This is a genomic window from Mycoplasma pogonae (assembly GCF_054170725.1).
Genome location: NZ_JBSWZS010000001.1, coordinates 13,700 through 32,413, shown reverse-complemented (window position 1 = coordinate 32,413; position 18,714 = coordinate 13,700). Strand labels below are relative to the sequence as shown.

Annotated in this window: 8 protein-coding genes and 2 rRNA genes; 8 read left to right on the top strand and 2 right to left on the bottom strand. The window is 32.3% G+C overall.

All coding sequences use genetic code 4. The annotated features are described in order from the left end of the window. Positions 1–51 precede the first annotated feature (51 nt). The 5 genes from galE (at position 52) to ACW95P_RS00095 (ending at position 10,026) form a co-directional block, all read left to right on the top strand. Positions 52–1,053, top strand: coding sequence for a UDP-glucose 4-epimerase GalE (gene galE / locus ACW95P_RS00115; RefSeq protein WP_457961194.1), 1,002 nt, complete (start codon positions 52–54; stop codon positions 1,051–1,053). A 270-nt stretch (positions 1,054–1,323) separates the two neighbouring features. Next, positions 1,324–1,476, top strand: a complete 153-nt coding sequence (locus ACW95P_RS00110; RefSeq protein WP_457961193.1) for a hypothetical protein — start codon at positions 1,324–1,326, stop codon at positions 1,474–1,476. Positions 1,477–2,038: 562 nt separating this feature from the next. Continuing rightward, positions 2,039–2,227, top strand: coding sequence for a hypothetical protein (locus ACW95P_RS00105; protein ID WP_457961192.1), 189 nt, complete (start codon positions 2,039–2,041; stop codon positions 2,225–2,227). Positions 2,228–2,615: 388 nt separating this feature from the next. Next, positions 2,616–6,311, top strand: coding sequence for a hypothetical protein (locus tag ACW95P_RS00100; protein WP_457961191.1), 3,696 nt, complete (start codon positions 2,616–2,618; stop codon positions 6,309–6,311). Then, entirely contained in the window at positions 6,301–10,026 is a 3,726-nt protein-coding gene (locus tag ACW95P_RS00095) for a hypothetical protein (protein ID WP_457961190.1), read from the top strand. The genes ACW95P_RS00100 and ACW95P_RS00095 overlap by 11 nt, the downstream gene beginning before the upstream one ends. Positions 10,027–10,147: 121 nt before the next feature. Here the strand turns inward: ACW95P_RS00095 and nrnA (ACW95P_RS00090) are convergent, their stop codons facing one another. Beyond that, positions 10,148–11,143 carry a bifunctional oligoribonuclease/PAP phosphatase NrnA gene (nrnA, locus tag ACW95P_RS00090; RefSeq protein WP_457961189.1) on the bottom strand — a complete coding sequence of 332 codons (996 nt, stop codon included), beginning with the start codon at positions 11,141–11,143 and terminating at the stop codon, positions 10,148–10,150. Further along, complete coding sequence (gene nrnA / locus ACW95P_RS00085) at positions 11,127–12,104, bottom strand: bifunctional oligoribonuclease/PAP phosphatase NrnA (RefSeq protein WP_457961188.1); 978 nt, start codon at positions 12,102–12,104, stop codon at positions 11,127–11,129. The genes nrnA (ACW95P_RS00090) and nrnA (ACW95P_RS00085) overlap by 17 nt, the downstream gene beginning before the upstream one ends. A 200-nt stretch (positions 12,105–12,304) precedes the next feature. Here nrnA (ACW95P_RS00085) and ACW95P_RS00080 point away from each other — a divergent pair, with 200 nt between their 5' ends. The 3 genes from ACW95P_RS00080 (at position 12,305) to ACW95P_RS00070 (ending at position 18,453) form a co-directional block, all read left to right on the top strand. After that, a complete protein-coding gene (locus tag ACW95P_RS00080) occupies positions 12,305–13,117 on the top strand; it encodes a TIGR00282 family metallophosphoesterase (RefSeq protein WP_457961187.1) in 813 nt (270 codons plus the stop codon). A 514-nt stretch (positions 13,118–13,631) separates the two neighbouring features. Continuing rightward, positions 13,632–15,161 (top strand): 16S ribosomal RNA (locus ACW95P_RS00075). A 371-nt stretch (positions 15,162–15,532) separates the two neighbouring features. Continuing rightward, positions 15,533–18,453 (top strand): 23S ribosomal RNA (locus tag ACW95P_RS00070). Together the 16S and 23S rRNA genes form the textbook arrangement of a ribosomal RNA operon. The last annotated feature ends 261 nt before the right edge of the window (positions 18,454–18,714 follow it).

The following is an 18,714-nucleotide window of genomic DNA, read 5'->3' as shown; positions in this document are numbered from 1 at the left end:
TTAAAAAATTATTAAATCAAATTATAGAAAATCTTTTGGAGAAATCATAAAATGAATACTTATTTATTAATTGGTGGTGCTGGATATATTGGCAGCCAAATTGCTTTACAACTTTTAGATAAAAAACAAAATATTATTATTTTAGATAATTTTTCAACAGGAAATCAACATGATTTTTTTAATAATATTAAAATTTATAAAGGAAATTCACAAGATTTAGATTTATTGATAAAAATTTTTAGTGAAAACAAAATTGACGTTGTAATAAATTTAGCAGCGAGCATTTTTGTTGGCGATTCTGTAAATCAACCTTTAGAATATTATGAAAATAATGTTTTGGGGCCGCTTCAAGTTTTGAAAGTTATGGAAAAATTTAAAGTTAAAAATATTATTTTTTCTTCCACTGCAGCGGTTTATGGCGAACCAAAAAATGATCAAGCAATTGCAATAACTGCATCATTACAACCGATTAATCCTTATGGATGATCTAAATTATTTGCAGAACAAATTATCCGCGATTGCTCAAAAGCTTATAGCTTGAAATATGCAATTTTGCGTTATTTTAATGTTGCTGGTGCAGATATTAAAGCAAGAAATGGCTTTATTTTTAGTTCAAGGAAGCCACTAAAGCACTTAATTCCAGTTATTACTTATAAAGCATTAAACCAAGAGTCTATTAATATTTTTGGAAATGATTATCCTACACCTGATGGAACATGCATTCGTGATTATGTTCACGTTAGTGATTTAGCTACAGCTCATATTGATGCTGCACAAATTTTGTTAGATGAACAAAATAAAAATTTCGAAATTAATATTGGCAGCCAAATTGGTTATTCAAATCAAGAAGTTATTGCAACATTTGAAAAAGTATTAAAACAAAAATTGGATGTTACCTACACTGCTGCTCGCCCTGGCGATCCTTCAAAACTAGTGGCAGATATTTCAGAAGCTCAAAAAATTATTAATTACTCCCCTAAATATGATTTAGAAGCAATTATTGCTACTGAAATTAAATGAACAAAAAAACTTTTAAAAACTAAAAATAGCTAATAAAAATGGTTTAGTTTTAGAACGTCATCTTACAAGATTAAAAACTGAAAAACAATAACAAGATTTTATTGTTTATTTTGCTTTTGAAGCAAATGAAAATGATGTCAATAGTTTTATTAATCATTTAACAGTCACAGCTTAAAGATATAAATCCAGTGGAAATGCAAAAAATTTATACAACCAAAGAAATTATTTAATCTCATTAGATCCAAATAATGCTGAATTAAAAAATTAACCCTTTTACTGGTTATGCAACAAAATCAATAAACATTGACACACATTTTAGAACAAATGATTACAATATTATTTTTTGGATCATATACTTATGATGCAGAATTTTCTGTAACTCCGTATAACTCTTCAACATTTATTTCGATGGCGAATTATACATATAATAATATTGAAAATAAATGAAAACTGTAATCTTCAAACACATTAAATAAATTTAAAAATTGAAACATATCCAATATGAAACAATATTATTTAGAAAAATTATTTTCAGATGCTTCTGATGAAGTTGCTAAAAAAGTATTAATTAAAAAATACTTAAATTAAATAAAGCTAGAAATATTAACTTTAAACCAATTAGTTTCGAAATAAAAACAACGGATACAACTTAAATTATTATTAAATTAAAATTAGTTAAAAAGGTATCGACAATAAAACTTAATACAATGTTAAATCAGAGGAATTAAGTTATGAAATTTGAATTAAAACAATTAGCTTTATTACCTGAAGTAGATTTATTAGAGTCTAGTATGAAGGCAGATAAAACTTTATCGGAATTTATAAAATAACATTAAATTTAACAAAAAATAAAGTTAGAATGTTTGATATTAATGACTCAATGGAAAATTATTTTACATAATTTAAGAAGCAAAAAGCAAAGGATGCTAAATGTTCAACTACAGAAAATATTGATGCAATTAAAAGCGCTTTTAAAACAAAATTAACTACTTCATTTAATGGTTTAGACTCAACAATTTTGGTAGTTTATTTCCGAGCTAAAGTAGAAAAATTAGTTACTACAAATTATAGTGACTTGAAAAAAAATGACAATATTTTCTTAAATGAAAATATTAGTTTCTTAATGAAGACTGCTGATGATAATACAATGTTAAGCAAAGAAGATGAAGTCAAGATAATTGATACTTTATTTAGTTGGACAAATTAAAACTTATAAAATTAATCAAAAAAAAAAAAAAAACTAAAAATTTCATGTATTTAATCTTAATTAAAAATTTAACATAAATAAATTAGATCTTTTTTATTTTATTTTTTTAAAAACTTTAATATTTAATTTTAATTTTATTTTAGCTATTAAATTTTTATAATATTTACAAAAATTTACAAAAAACATTAAAGTTTTTTAAAAAAATTAATATTTAGCTAAAAAAAATAAAATTTTTTTAAAATTATTTTAAAAACTAAACTTAAATTTAAGACTATACTTTAAGTTTAGTTTTTCTTTTTTTTTTTTTTTTGTATTAAAATATATAACTAGTAAAATTCTATTTAAATGTTTTTACTAATCTAATTAAATATTATAAAAGGAAGGTTTTATGGAATCAAAGCCAAAAAATCGAAAAAAATGGTTATTTTTAGGGGGTGGAGCAGCGGCTTTAGCGGTCGTTGTAATTACTCCTTTGAGCTATTTTTTATCTAAAAGTAACACTGAAAACGAGTTTAAAGTAGTTACTAAAACTGCTTCAAATTTTTGGGTAAAAAACAATAATTTAGTATTAAGTTTAACGCAAGTTTTACCTAATCCATCTAATTCAGAAGTTATAGTTGAATATTGGGAAAATGGTAATTTAAATTCAAAAAAATCAATAAAAGCATCTGTAGACGGGGCTTTAAATAGTGTTAAAGCTGTTATTCCTGATTTACAACCTGGTAAAGATTATTCTGCAAGAGTTTTGGATACAAATGGTAATCTTTTACAAGAAATAAAAGATTTTTTCGTTTATAGTAATCCAAGTTTTAAAGCAGTTTCTACAACTACTGAAATTTCTTTTGAATCAACTAAAATAGATCCTCGTTTAAAAGATAGTGATATTTACATTTCTTATGCGACCGCTTCAAAAGAAGGTGATAACCGCTTTAGAAAAGAAAAAGCTGAAGTTGTGCCTTTTAAAAATAATCCAAATGAATATTATATTAAGGCTAAGATGGCTGATCTAAACCCAGGAACTGGGTATTTAGTTTCAATTTCAATTAATAATAATGAAGTCCCATTAATGGAGCAAAAAGAATTTTTTACCGCTGGTGAAAATGATTTAGAATTGAGTTTATTAGAAGTAAATACCACAACTGCAAAAATCAAAGTAGCAAGTATTCAAAAATTCTTCAATAAATTCGGAAGAGAAAAAGATAAATTTGCTTTTAAATACATTTCTTCAAAAGATTCAAAAGCAACTTCTGTTGATTTAACATTGCCACAAAATGCAGATGAAATTACTTTGGATTTAAAAGATTTAAACAAAGGTGACCTTTATCAAATTTATATTTTTGATAAGGATTCTTCAGATGAAGAAGTGTTATCAACAAGATTAGATTTTGTAACTAACATTGAACCTAGATTGCAAAAAATCTTTTTAGATAAAGAAGGACATGATTTTTTACCTTTAAGAACTCAAGTTATAGTTTCATTTACAGATTTTTTAAATCCTTACAATCACGAGCAATCAATTGACCCTAAAACAATGCAAGTTGTATTTTGGCAAGGCGAAGCAAATACCAAAGTTACTGATGCTTTAGCAACTGCTAAAACTTTTGAGCTACCAAATTTAGTTTTTGGAATTTCTAGTCTTTTTGTATCAGGCTTAGAACATAATAAAAAATATAATTTTAATTTATTTGAAAAAAGTGATAAAGATTATGCAAAACCACAAATTGCAACTGTTAATTTTACATATCAAAATGTTGAAATGGCAGCAACAATCGAAAATACTGAAGTAACACATAATCAAGCAACAGTGAAGTTTACAAAATTACCTGCAGATTATAAAGAAAATGAATTGGTAGCTTACTTATATGATAAAAAAGCTGATGGTACATTTGGTGATCAGCCAGTTAAATTTAAATTTATTTCAACAATTGATAAAGATAATAAAACAGCAAATGTTACTTTTGATAATCTAGAACCATTACAATCATATGGGGTTGCTGTATTTCCTAACTACAGTTTAGTTCAAAATAAACAATATAATTTTTTAGGTGAATCATTAACAGAATTTAAGACAAAAGGATATTTAACTTTTGATTTTGGAACATGATATAACGCAGCTGCACCTACAGAATTTTTAAGTGATGCTAACTTTACTTTTGAATTATCAAAAATTGATGATTCATTTCCTTTTGGACAAGATTTAACTTTACAATGAAGAAAAAAACCGGAAGATCCCACTACCGAATGAGAAGAACCTAATGAAAAAAATTCTCATAATTTTAAAATCGAGAATAATACAGAGTTAGCTAATGATGCAAAGTCTTTTTCTTTTGTAAGGAATACTAAAGAATTCTGACTAGGCGAAGTTAATGAAGTGCGTTTATTTAATAAAGATGATTCAAGTAAAGTTAATTTAATCAAAAAAGGTAATACAGAATTTAAATTTAATAATTCTGTTACAGCGGAAGTTTTAAGCGTTACAACGGATACAGATTTTATTAATAATGTTTTAAAAGAAAAATTTCAAAGACCGAAAGTTGACAACATTGTTAACTATGATTATTTAGGTGGTGTCCAACGTTACGAACCATGACAACGTTACCGTAATTTTAATACCAAGAAAAAATTAGTTGATTTATACGAATATTTAGCCTTTGGTAATGATGGAGATGCAGATACTCAAACATTTGGAAATAACATTAAAAATGGTTTTCAAAATTACATGAATACTAGCGATTCACAATATGGACCAACTAGAATTTATATTTTTTCACCGCTAGATATCTCTGATTATCCAGGTGATGATCTTATAGAAAAACATGCAAATTTAATTAGAGAAGGTGATGTAGCAAATGATAGTCCTGCAAAAAAACGTATTGAAATCGGTGGTGTAGGACCTAATTTTTTTTCATCAGCAAATCCGGTAAAACCATCTAGTTTTATGGGTTCTGGATGAAAATTTAAAGATTGAGAAGCAGTTGTTCAAGGGTTTAAATTTAGAATTCAAAGATTTAAAGAAACTGGAGTTTCACTAGATAATCTTTATTTAAAATGAGATTATAAAAAAGAACTATCACAAATTGTTCCTGCATTTTTTAAAACTAAAAAAGATTATTTAACTAAAATTCTTCAATTAAATTATGGAGCAGAATTTAATATATATAATTTATCTGTAAATTCTGAAGATGATATTTTACCAAATGATGCAACAGGAGAATTAGGGTTGAAAGTTCAAGCTACGCCTAAAACTTCTGGAACTGGAACAGAATTTTCTTTTTACATTGTGTTAAAAGGATTGAAAAAATCTAATCCAGAAATTATTAGTCAAGATATTAATTTCAGCTTATACCCAGATCAAGCTATTGGTAATTATAGATTTGTTAAAGAATTTACTGAATCAGCGGATGAAAATGCTAAAAAAACATTAATCGAAACTTATTTCAAAGTTTTGAAAGATTCGAATGTAGATTTTAAACCAAAAGGTGCTGGAATTGCATATGATCAATTAGTTTTAAATTTAGAAATTACTAAAACACTTTACAAATGAGGAGTACCTGGCGAACCTAAAAAAGCAAATGTTCAAGTTACTGTACCATTAAATGATTTAAATAACTTGCCATTTTTATCAAAAGGTTTCCCTAATGGAAACTCTTATACCCAAGATAATCAAGGTGTAACAATGGAAAAATCAGGCATTACAGGATTTGATACAGCACCTACAAAAAATGGTAAAGGTTATGCACTTAATTTAACATACCCAGACTTTTTAGCACTGATGAAAGAAGCGGTAGCTAAAGACGCAGCAAATTCGGAATCAAATGATGCAGAAGTTAAAAAAATAGCTAACCAAATTATTAATAACCCAACAGATTTTCCGATTGGTAATTTAAAAGAATTAGGATTTTTATTCTTTTCTCCAATGGGAACAACTCCATTAAAACCAGTTACTAATGGAGGTAGTGGAAGTACATCAGTTGATAAAACTACAACTAAAGGATTTTATGCTCCTGTTAGTGAAGGGATTGAAGGAACTATTGCCGACTTAGAAAAAGTTTTAGTAGATATGGTGAAAAATTATGGAAAATAAAAAAAGAAAAAACACATTAAAGTATGCAGCGGTTGCTGGCGGAGTATTTAGTTTGGGAATTGCTGGAGTCATTTCAGCAAGCCTTTTAACACAACCTAGTTCTAGACAAAAAAACAGCGAAGCTATTAACCAACAAGTTTTATCAAATGTAGTCCCGCTTTCAGATAAATCCGTAAATTTTCAAATTTCTAATTTAGAAAATTTTAATGGTGAAAAATTTTATATCAAATATTGAGATTCCAATTTACCAAATCCTAATCCACAAATTATTGCATTAGAAAAAACAAATAATGAAAATTCATTAAATTTTAAACTAGGAAATTTAGATCGTAGAGTTGTCTATAGTTATCAAATTTTAAACTCAGACTATAAAACAGTTTCAGCAAGTGGAATTTTTAATACTTTTAATATTCCTAAAGTTAATTTTGTTGCTCAAAAAAATTCAATTAATTTCGCTTCAGAAACATTGAATGAAGAATATTATAAAAATAAAATTTATTTAAAGTATTGGGAGTATCGCGAAAATGGTGAAGCACCAGAAAAAACATCTTGAATTGCTGTAATCGCTGAAAAAAATGAACTAGATGACAATAAACAGTCATACCATTTTAAAGGTGAGATTGGCAGTTTAAAAGAAAATACACCATATGTAATTCAATTATCCCTAAGCGGGAAAGAAGGAGACATTGATTTTCAATCAGTTGTTTATACATTAGGTGCTCAAAGTTTAGTAAAATTAAACTCATTAAACACTTCAAATACTAAAGCTAATATTAATATTTCAAATTTATCAAGTCTTATCGATCTTAAAAATAATGACACTTCAATTAATTTTTATTTAAAATATTGAAAAAATGGTGAAGCAAATAATGTTAAAAAAACATTAGTTAATCTTGGAACACAAAATTCAGTGATTCAAGAATTAACTAATTTAGAAAATGGAACTGATTACCAAGCAATATTTGTTTTTGATAATGATAATGAAGAAACTGTGGTTTCACAAACTATTGACTTTTCAACTACACTAGTTCCGCATGTTGTTGATTTCGCAACAGGAATTAATAAGCATAAGGTAATTATTTCAAATCATAATGCTGCAGCGCGTTTTTCTGGTTTTACATCGCCTAAATCTAATTTAAACATTTCTGATATGCAATTAGTTTTGAATGGACATCTAGGCAGTCAATGAAAAGGTGATTTATCTGCACTAGCTGAAGGAAATTCAACTAATGTATTCCCAATTGAAAGTGATTCAGAATATGAATTTAACATTTTAGATAAAGCAACATCATCTAGAAGATTTTTAGAATCAAATGTAAGAATTGAAAAAACTAAATTTGAAGCTGATTTTAAATTGGTAAGCAACACCGATGGCAAACTTTTATATGAAATTACAGATTTACCAACATTTTATAAACCTGAAGAAATGAAGCTTTCATTAAAACCGATTGGTACTGATGGTGAAACGCTAGAATTTGATTTAAACGATTTTGATGCTTCAGCTAAAAAAGCAACTGCAACTGCAGAGAATTTAGTTCCGGGAGTTAGTTATCATATTAGATTATTGCCTAAATACCGGGAGTTAAATTCTGATAGGGATGATTTATCAAAATATTCATTAATTAACACTACATTTAAATACGAAGTTCCGGGAATTGTTACATTCGCTGGTGTTGAAGGCAATTTTTTAACATCACCGCAACTAAAATTTATGCTAAGAAATTTAGGGAATGATTTCCCACTTAATGAAAACCTAAGATTACAATGAAGAATTAAACCTAAAAAAGAAAATGTAGAATGAGAAACACCAGCTGATAATAACTCAATTCAATTCAATTTATCTAAAATTTCTGATGATAATAGTTATGATGTAATTTTGCAATTAGCTAATAACGATAAAATAAACTTTGCCGTTAATGAAATAAACGAAGTGCGTTTAGTTAAAGTTTCCGACCCAAGCACAGATTTAATAAAAGCTGGTGTTAAAGAATTTAATTTAAATACAAATGTTAATGCAACGTTATTTAATGAAGAATATATTCCTTTAACTAAAACTTCAGCCTTATCATGACAGAAACCGCAGGTTAATAATGTAGTTGGTGCAGATTTTACCGGTGATAACTATGGTGTTATTATGGAACGTCATTTTACTGCATTAAAAACACAAAAACAATGACAAGATTTTTATGGTTATCTAGCATTTCAAGGTAGTGAAAGTGAAATTAATAATTTTGCAGATCACGTAACTATCGCTACTAAAGGTTATAAAAAAAATAATAGCCAAAGCAACTATACAGAAAGAAGTTATATGATTCCGGTTAGTCCCGATGATGGTCAATTAACTAATTATACTCAACCAAGTAGTAGCACAGATTACACAGCTAAAAATGCTAATTTAGATGCTTATTTTAAAGCCTATAATTATAATATTTTATTAGGTTCATATGCATATGATGCTGATTTTACGGTTACTCCATACAACCCTTCAACATTTTTATCAATGATTATTTGGAATTATGATAGAGTTACCAATGCTAGACAAAATACAATCAAGTCAGGAAATAATAAATTTCAAAATTGAGATTCTTTCCCATTTACGGTATATTACAAATTAGGCAAATATAAACAAATTGGTCTTGCAAAAGATAATTTATATTTAAAAAATAATTTTTTAACTAAAACAATTGCAACTATTCCGGCTTATACATTTGCTAATGAAAAATTATTAGGTGATTTTTTAAATTTTGTCCTAGCCGAAAATGCTGATGAATGAGATTTATCATTAGTGCGAAAAAGTAGTGAAGATACAGATCCAATTGTGACTGTTAATGATGAAACGGGAACAGTGTATGCAAAATTACAATTTCAAAATAAAGCTAACCAATATTTATCATATTATGGATGAGTTAAGGTAGAAGGTTTCCAAGCTGTTGATAAAACAACAAAACCAACTCAGAGTGATTTATCATTAGCTTCTTTCCCAGAAACTATTATAGGGCCTTATTATTTAGCTAAATTATTTAAAGCAGCAACTGATGATAAAGCTAAAAAAGCTGTAATTGAAAAATACTTTAAAATTAATAAGGATGAAAATATTGATTATGTTCCTATAAGTTTAGAAGTAGATGCTACCGATGATACAAAAGCTATTTTAAAAGTTAAATTAGTTAAAAATGGAAATTATGGCAAAGAGACTTACAAAGTTGAATCAGAAGAAATTGCATATGAATTAACTTTGAATAAACTAAATGATTTACCAGAACTTGATTTATTAATTACCGGTTTTAGAGGAACGGTTAATATAAATGAATTGGAAAAATCACTTTGAAAAGTGAGCAATAACAAAGGAAGAGTATTTGATATTAACCACTCTGTAGCAGAATTATTTTATAAAATTCAGGAAGCTACTGCAAAAGATGCTGCAAAACCTGGTTCAGGTGCAGTAGATGCAATTAAAAATGCTTTTAAAACTAAAATGACTACATCATTTCTGGGCTTAGACAGCACATTTGGTTTCATGTATTTCCGTGCTAAGGGGGAAAGATTGGTGTCTAGCGATTATGCTGACTTAACTAAATATGTGACAATTATCCCTGAAGAAAAGATTGGATTCTTTATGCCAATTGAATCAGGAAACACAATGGCTACCGATGATGAAAAATTAAAACTAATTGATTACTTAGTTAAAAATATTGATGGAACATTCAAAGGTTAATATTTAATCATTTAACAGGCTTGCAAAAGTCTGTTTTTTTATTTTTAATTTTAAATAATAAATAAAAACTTTACCTATTAAATGGTAAAGTTTGGAATACATTTAAAAATCTTTCAATTTATTATCGTTTATTTTGTTCTGTTTCTCAAGCAATAATCTCTTGATTGCAATCAGCAATAATTTGAGCAAACTCAGCTTCGCTATTAGCAATTGATCCCGAAGCCATTAGATGTCCACCACCCCCATGTTTAATAGCGACATTGCGAACACTAGGCCCGTTTGAGCGATATTCAACTCTTCAGCGCAAATCAGCCTCTTGACTAAAGAATACCCAAATTGGGAACCCGCTAATATTAGCAAGGTAATTAGGACGAACAGCTGCTGCAGGACTTAATCCTAACTGTTTTTGTGTTTCTAAATCAATAGCAAAATAAACTACTTTATCTTGATGCTGAAAATTATTAAGTACAAATCCTTGGTATTTTAAAGAATTAAATGAATTTTGGGTTAAGCGATTATGTAAATAACCAATATTAACACCATGCTCAATTAAAAAAGCTGATAAATAAAATGTTCGTGCACTTGTATTATTATATAAAAAGCGACCTGAATCAGTATAAATTCCTAAATACATGTATTGTGCTGCTTTAGCAGTTAAATTTCACTTTGAATAATAGGCAAATGCCGCAATTTGTTCGGCCGCAGCAATGAAACTAGCATCAACTCAACGAATAGTGTTAGGTCCCAAATCATCATCATTAGGATGGTGATCAATTCGTAAAACTGTTTTAAATAAATTTTTATCTAACAGCTCACGTTTTTCAATTCTATCTTTATAGTTAGCATCAACAACAATTGCGAGTGCTGATGCTAAAAATTCATCACTAGGTAGAGAATGATGTTTAAAATTTAAAAAACTAAAACTTTGTTTTGAATCACCAACTAAAATAATTTTTTTATTAGGAAAATTATCACGAATCAACTGACCTAGCCCGAATTGGGAACCAAGGCAATCACCATCAGGGCGAATATGATGAAAAATAACAATATGATCATGTTGTTGAATTAGTTGTGCAATTTCTTGCACCGCTGCTTCTGTTTTAGGATCTGGCTTCATCTAATTCTCCTTTCAATAACGCTACACAAGCATTAACGACTTTTTTGATATCGCGCTTGCTATAAATAGTTGCTCCTGATGCCATATCATGCCCCCCGCCATTAAACAGACGTCCAACTCGATTAACTTTAGGACCATTTGAGCGCAATCTTACCCGAATCTCACCTTCACCTTGATCAATAAAGAAAATTCAAATTGGGTAATTTTCTATATTAGCTAAAATATTTACTCCTGCCGCTTGTTCATATGATAAACCAAGCTCAGCAATTACTTTTTGAGTTACATGATAATAAATTACTCCATCTTGAACTTTGAAATTTGATAAAACATTACCACTAAAAGCAATTTCTTGTTTAGTACGAACTGCTAAATAACGGTTAATTTTTTGAATATCTAATTCGCCACCTTTAGTTAGAAAAGCTGCCACTTCAAAAGTTCTACTTGAAGTGTTGCTATAAAAAAAGCGACCCGAATCAGTATAAATTCCTAAATAAATATATTCTCGGGCTTTTTGATTTAACTTTAACTTATTTTTTCAAGCAAAATAACCAATTTGTTCCGCAGCTGCCACAAATGATGAATCAATTCAATTGTAATCATACTTAATGTTAGCATCATTAGGATGGTGATCGATCCGCGCCATTGCAGTTAATTTTTCCTCCAAAATTAACTCTTTCATTTCAATCCGGTTTGAACTAGAAGCATCAACTACAATTCCTAGTGAATTGTGGAAATTTTGCGTTGTAAAATCGTTATTATGTTTAAAATCTAAAAAATTTAAAATATTTTTTGAATCACCAACAGCAAAAACCTGTTTGTCAGGAAAATTCAATTCAATAATTTCTTTTAAACCAAATTGTGAACCCAAGCAATCACCATCAGGACGGATATGGTGAAAAATGAAAATATTGTCATATTTTTCAATTGCTTTTAAAATAATTTTTTCTGATCCAATTTTCATGGGCAAGCCTCCTAAATTTAATTTTTCTTATTATATTAAATTAAGCTAATTTTTAACTAAATAATTTGTTATTAAATCAATTAAAATTTTTTTACTTTTAAAATTAGAATTATTTAAAACACAAAAATACAAATTATGAGACAAAAAACCTAACAAATTTATTAAAAAGCAGTTTAAAAGTACTATAATCCTAAGTAATTATGAACAAAAAATTAAGAATTCTTTTTATTGGCGATGTATTTGGAGAATCCGGCATTGCTGCGGTTGAAAAATACTTACCGATTATTAAAGCTAAGGCTGATTTTGATTTTGTGATTTGTCAAGCAGAAAATGTTTCTGGTCGTAAAGGTATGAATCGAAAAGATTACCAAACTTTAAAAGCAGCAGGAATTAATGCCTTCACCTTCGGAAATCACGTTTGATCAAAAAAAGAAATTCAAACTTTTATTAATAATAATGATATTATCCGTCCAGCTAACATCGATGCTTCATACCAAGGCGAAGGGACGCGTGTTTTTAACATTAATGGCATTAGTTTACGGGTTACATCTTTAATGGGGATTATCTTTAATAAACTATTACCACCCTGAGGTGAAGAATATGCCAATTCTTTTTTTGATGCCATTGATGCCATTATTGCTAATGATGAGGCTGATTATCACCTTGTTGATTTCCATGCTGAAACAACAAGTGAAAAAAATGTTTTATCACTTTATTTAGATGGAAAAGTAACGGCAGTATTGGGAACCCACACCCATGTGCAAACTAATGATGCACGAATCTTAGCAAACGGAACTGCTTTTATTACAGATGTGGGTATGACCGGTCCTTGTGATAGCGCTATTGGCGCTAACTATGATGAAGTGTATCGCAAAATGCGCTATAACTCAATGGTAGCTTTTTTACCTTCTAATAACCCCGCTCAATTTAATGCTGTGCATTTAACACTTGCACCACGAGGTAATAAAATCAAAACAATTAACATCTATCGTGACAAAATTAGCATTAAATAGCTAATTTTTTTTATTTTTGAAGCTCAAAATTACTATTCATAAGGCTTTAAAACCCGAAATGAAAAAAATTTTAAAAAATGTTTGACTCTTTATTAAAAATATGATAGTATTTTAAACACTAACTTGATTGGCGGTTAACAAAAGCAATAACGAACCCTTTTGTTTTAAACCACTATAATAGTGTCAAGTATTTATTAAAACTAAAAGAATTTCCAAAAGTTTTAAAAAAATACTTGACTTAGTTAAAAAATATGATAGTATTTTAAACGCTAACTTGTTTAGTAGTAATAACAAAAGCACTTAAAAATGTTCGAGTTACAAAACCATTTAATGACCCAAGTCACTTGCTTTAAAAAATAATTCAAAAAACTTTTTTAAAAAAATACTTGACTAAAATTAAAAAATGTGTTAAAATATCTCTTGCACTATTTTAAAACAAGAAACACAAAAAACTTGTTAATGTGCTTGTTAATAGATCTTTCAAAACTGGATACAAAAACCATAATTATCAATTACTTTTAAGAGTTTGATCCTGGCTCAGGATGAACGCTGGCTGTGTGCCTAATACATGCATGTCGGACGAGTTCTTTGGCTTGCCAAAGAACTAGTGGCGAATGGGTGAGTAACACGTACCTAACCTACCTTTGAGATTGGGATAACATCTGGAAACAGGTGCTAATACCAAATACGTGGTTCCTTCGCATGAAGGAGCTTCAAAAGGGGCCTCAAAGCCCCGCTTAAAAATGGGGGTGCGGAACATTAGCTTGTTGGTAGGGTAATGGCCTACCAAGGCGATGATGTTTAGCTGGGTTGAGAGACTGAACAGCCACACTGGGACTGAGATACGGCCCAGACTCCTACGGGAGGCAGCAGTAGGGAATTTTCCACAATGAGCGAAAGCTTGATGGAGCAACACAGCGTGCAGGATGACGGCCTTCGGGTTGTAAACTGCTGTTATAAGGGAAGAAAAACTAGGATAGGAAATGATTCTAGCATGACTGTACCTTATCAGAAAGCGATGGCTAACTATGTGCCAGCAGCCGCGGTAATACATAGGTCGCAAGCGTTATCCGGAATTATTGGGCGTAAAGCGTTCGTAGGTTGTTTATTAAGTCTAAAGTCAAAGGTCGGAGCTCAACTCCGGTTCGCTTTAGATACTGATAGACTAGAATTGCAAAGAGGTTAGTGGAATTCCTAGTGAAGCGGTGGAATGCGTAGATATTAGGAAGAACACCAATGGCGAAGGCAGCTAACTGGTTGCATATTGACACTGAGGGACGAAAGCGTGGGGAGCAAACAGGATTAGATACCCTGGTAGTCCACGCCGTAAACGATGATCATTACTCGGTGGGGAACTCACTGAGACAGCTAACGCGTTAAATGATCCGCCTGAGTAGTATGCTCGCAAGAGTGAAACTTAAAGGAATTGACGGGGACCCGCACAAGCGGAGGAGCATGTGGTTTAATTTGAAGATACGCGTAGAACCTTACCCACTCTTGACATCCTGTGCAATGCTATGGAGACATAGCGGAGGTTAACACAGTGACAGATGGTGCATGGTTGTCGTCAGCTCGTGTCGTGAGATGTTAGGTTAAGTCCTGCAACGAGCGCAACCCTTGTCTTTAGTTACTAACAGGTAATGCTGAGGACTCTAGAGAGACTGCCGGGTTAACCCGGAGGAAGGTGGGGATGACGTCAAATCATCATGCCTCTTACGAGTGGGGCAACACACGTGCTACAATGGTCGGTACAAAGAGACGCAATATGGTGACATGGAGCAAATCTCAAAAAACCGATCTCAGTTCGGATTGAAGTCTGCAACTCGACTTCATGAAGTCGGATTCGCTAGTAATCGCAGATCAGCTACGCTGCGGTGAATACGTTCTCGGGTCTTGTACACACCGCCCGTCACACCATGGGAGTTGGTAATGCCCGAAGCCGGTTAGTTAACTTCGGAGACGACTGTCTAAGGCAGGACTGATGACTGGGGTGAAGTCGTAACAAGGTATCCCTACGAGAACGTGGGGATGGATCACCTCCTTTCTACGGAGTACATCACATAACTTACTAAGTTAAGTTATCTTACTGGCTTTAAAAATCCTTATTGGTCACTAAATAAATTATATTTATTAATAAGGTTAATTATGGTGCTTTAAGCCAAGCAATATTTTGTATCCAGTTTTGAGAGTTCTATACTCTCTAAAATTGTAATAGTTCTTTGAAAACTGAATAGTAGAAATAACCATGATTTTTTCATGAATATTTTAACGAAACGACATCATGATATGTTTGTAAACCCAAAAATTTATAAAATGTCTTGATTTCAACCGAGTAAAAATAATTTTAATATTATTTTTAAAATAGATAACTCAAAACCTTAATAGATACAAATCTTGAACAATAGGATTACTTATTATTAAATAAGTAAGAGTATATGGTGGATGCCTTGGGTCTGGAAGTCGATGAAGGACGCGATTACCTGCGATAAGCCTTGTGGAGCTGGAAATACGCTATGATACAGGGATTTCCGAATGGGGAAACCCAGTTAGATTAACCTCTAACTACTACTTAATGAATACATAGTTAAGTAAGGGATATACGTTGTGAATTGAAACATCTTAGTAGCAACAGGAAAAGAAAATAAATAATGATTCCGTCAGTAGCGGCGAGCGAACGCGGAAAAGCCCAAACCTTCATTAGAAGGGGTTGTAGGACAGTCTATATAGAGTTACAAAATTTTGTTATAGCAGAAAGAGTTGGGAAACTCTGGCATAGAAGGTGAAACCCCTGTAAGCGAAATGGCAAAATCTCTTGACTGCATCCTGAGTAGGGCGGGGCACGTGAAACCCTGTCTGAATCTGCCGGGACCACCCGGTAAGGCTAAATACTAACCAGACACCGATAGTGAACTAGTACCGTGAGGGAAAGGTGAAAAGAACCCCGGGAGGGGAGTGAAATAGATTCTGAAACCATATACTTACAATTAGTCAGAGCCCGTTAATGGGTGATGGCGTACATCTTGCAGTATGGGCCGGCGAGTTACGTTAACATGCGAGGTTAAGTGGAAAAAAGCGGAGCCGAAGGGAAACCGAGTCTTAATAGGGCGCTTAAGTATGTTGATGTATACCCGAAACCAGGTGATCTATCCATGAGCAGACTGAAGCTTAGGTAAAACTAAGTGGAGGGTCGAACCGTAGTACGCTAAAAAGTGCCCGGATGACTTGTGGATAGCGGTGAAATTCCAATCGAACCTGGAGATAGCTGGTTCTCCTCGAAATAGCTTTAGGGCTAGCGTGTAATGTTAAGCATTGGGGGTAGAGCACTGAATGTGGAATGGCGGCGCCTAGCTGTACTGACTACAATCAAACTCCGAATACCAGTGTGTATTATTATGCAGTCGGAATATGGGTGATAACGTCCGTATTCGCGAGGGAAACAACCCAGATCGTCAGCTAAGGTCCCAAAATTATGTTAAGTGAGAAAGGTTGTGAGGCTTCACAAACAACTAGGATGTTGGCTTAGAAGCAGCCATCATTTAAAGAGTGCGTAATAGCTCACTAGTCAAGAAGCCTTGCGCCAATAATGTAACGGGACTAAACATAATACCGAAGCTACGGGTGGAACTTTTTAAAGTTTCGCGTTAGAGGAGCGTTCTAATCTGCGACGAAGCCAAATCGTGAGGATTGGTGGAGCGTTTAGAAGTGAGAATGCCGGCATGAGTAACGATTCAAAGTGAGAATCTTTGACGCCTATTGGGAAAGGTTTCCTGGGGAAGGTTCGTCCACCCAGGGTTAGTCGGGGCCTAAGGCGAGGCAGAAATGCGTAGTCGATGGATAACAGGTTAATATTCCTGTACTTGCTTTAAAAGCAATGGAGTGACGGAGAAGGATAATACTACCACTTATTGGATTGTGGGGTAAGTAATAAGGGGGTCATATAGGCAAATCCGTATGGCATAACCCTAAGTTATGATGCATAGTGAACGGTTTACCAAGTAACGAATTGTATGATTTCATGCTTCCAAGAAAAGCTTCTAGCGTTAATTTTAAAGTGACCCGTACCGAGAACGGACACACGTTCCCAAGATGAGTATTCTAAGGCGAGCGAGAAAACCAATGTTAAGGAACTCTGCAAAATGACCCCGTAAGTTCGCAAGAAGGGGTACCTACTAAGGCTATTTAAGATAGAGATAAGTAGGTCACAGTAAAATGGGGGGGGCAACTGTTTAGCAAAAACACAGCTCTCTGCTAAGTTGCAAAACGATGTATAGGGGGTGATGCCTGCCCAGTGCCCGAAGGTTAAGTGAGGTTGTTAGCATTTGCGAAGCAATTAAGTGAAGCCCGGGTGAACGGCGGCCGTAACTATAACGGTCCTAAGGTAGCGAAATTCCTTGTCAATTAATTGTTGACCCGCACGAAAGGCACAATGATCTCCCCACTGTCTCAACATTGGACTCGGTGAAATTATGGTCCCAGTGAAAACGCTGGGTACCCGCACCAAGACGAAAAGACCCCGTGGAGCTTTACTATAGTTTCGTATTGAAGTTTGGCTTAACATGTGTAGGATAGGTGGGAGACTTTGAAGTGAAGACGCTAGTTTTCATGGAGTCAACCTTGAAATACCACCCTTGTTAATTTGAATTTCTAACCTGCTCCCGTAATCCGGGAGGGGGACAGTGCGTGACGGGTAGTTTGACTGGGGCGGTCGCCTCCTAAAGAGTAACGGAGGCGCTCAAAGTTACACTCAGTATGGTCAGAAACCATATGTAGAGCGCAAAGGTAAAAGTGTGATTGACTGCGAGACCTACAAGTCGAGCAGGTGCGAAAGCAGGACTTAGTGATCCGGCGGTACATTGTGGAATGGCCGTCGCTCAACGGATAAAAGCTACCCCGGGGATAACAGCCTTATCTTCCCCAAGAGATCACATCGACGGGAAGGTTTGGGACCTCGATGTCGGCTCATCGCATCCTGGAGCTGAAGTCGGTTCCAAGGGTTTGGCTGTTCGCCAATTAAAGCGGTACGCGAGCTGGGTTCAGAACGTCGTGAGACAGTTCGGTCCCTATCTGGTGTGGGCGTTGGAATATTGATGAGAGCTGCTCTTAGTACGAGAGGACCAGAGTGGACGTACCACTGGTGCTCCAGTTGTCATGCCAATGGCACAGCTGGGTAGCTAAGTACGGAAAGGATAACCGCTGAAAGCATCTAAGCGGGAAGCCTCCTCAAAGATGAATGTTCCCTTGAAATTCCTTATAGACGATGAGGTCGATAGGCTGGGTGTGTAAGTGTAGTAATACATTGAGCTAACCAGTACTAATAAATTGATTGATTTAATAATTTCTATTGCTTCAAAGATTGTATTTATTACAACTTTGAGTTATTAAAAAAATATTATTACTATATAAATCATTATAATTTTATAAACATGTTTACTCCTTTTTTTGTTTTATAAATTGTATTATTTATTTTTCAGTTATTTACGTAACATAATTCTTTTTGACCTTACTAGTCAAAAATAATAAACCTCCTTTTTTTATTTGTTTTTTAAAATATTTGTATTTTTTTAATAGAACTTTATTATAATTTTAATTTTTTATTT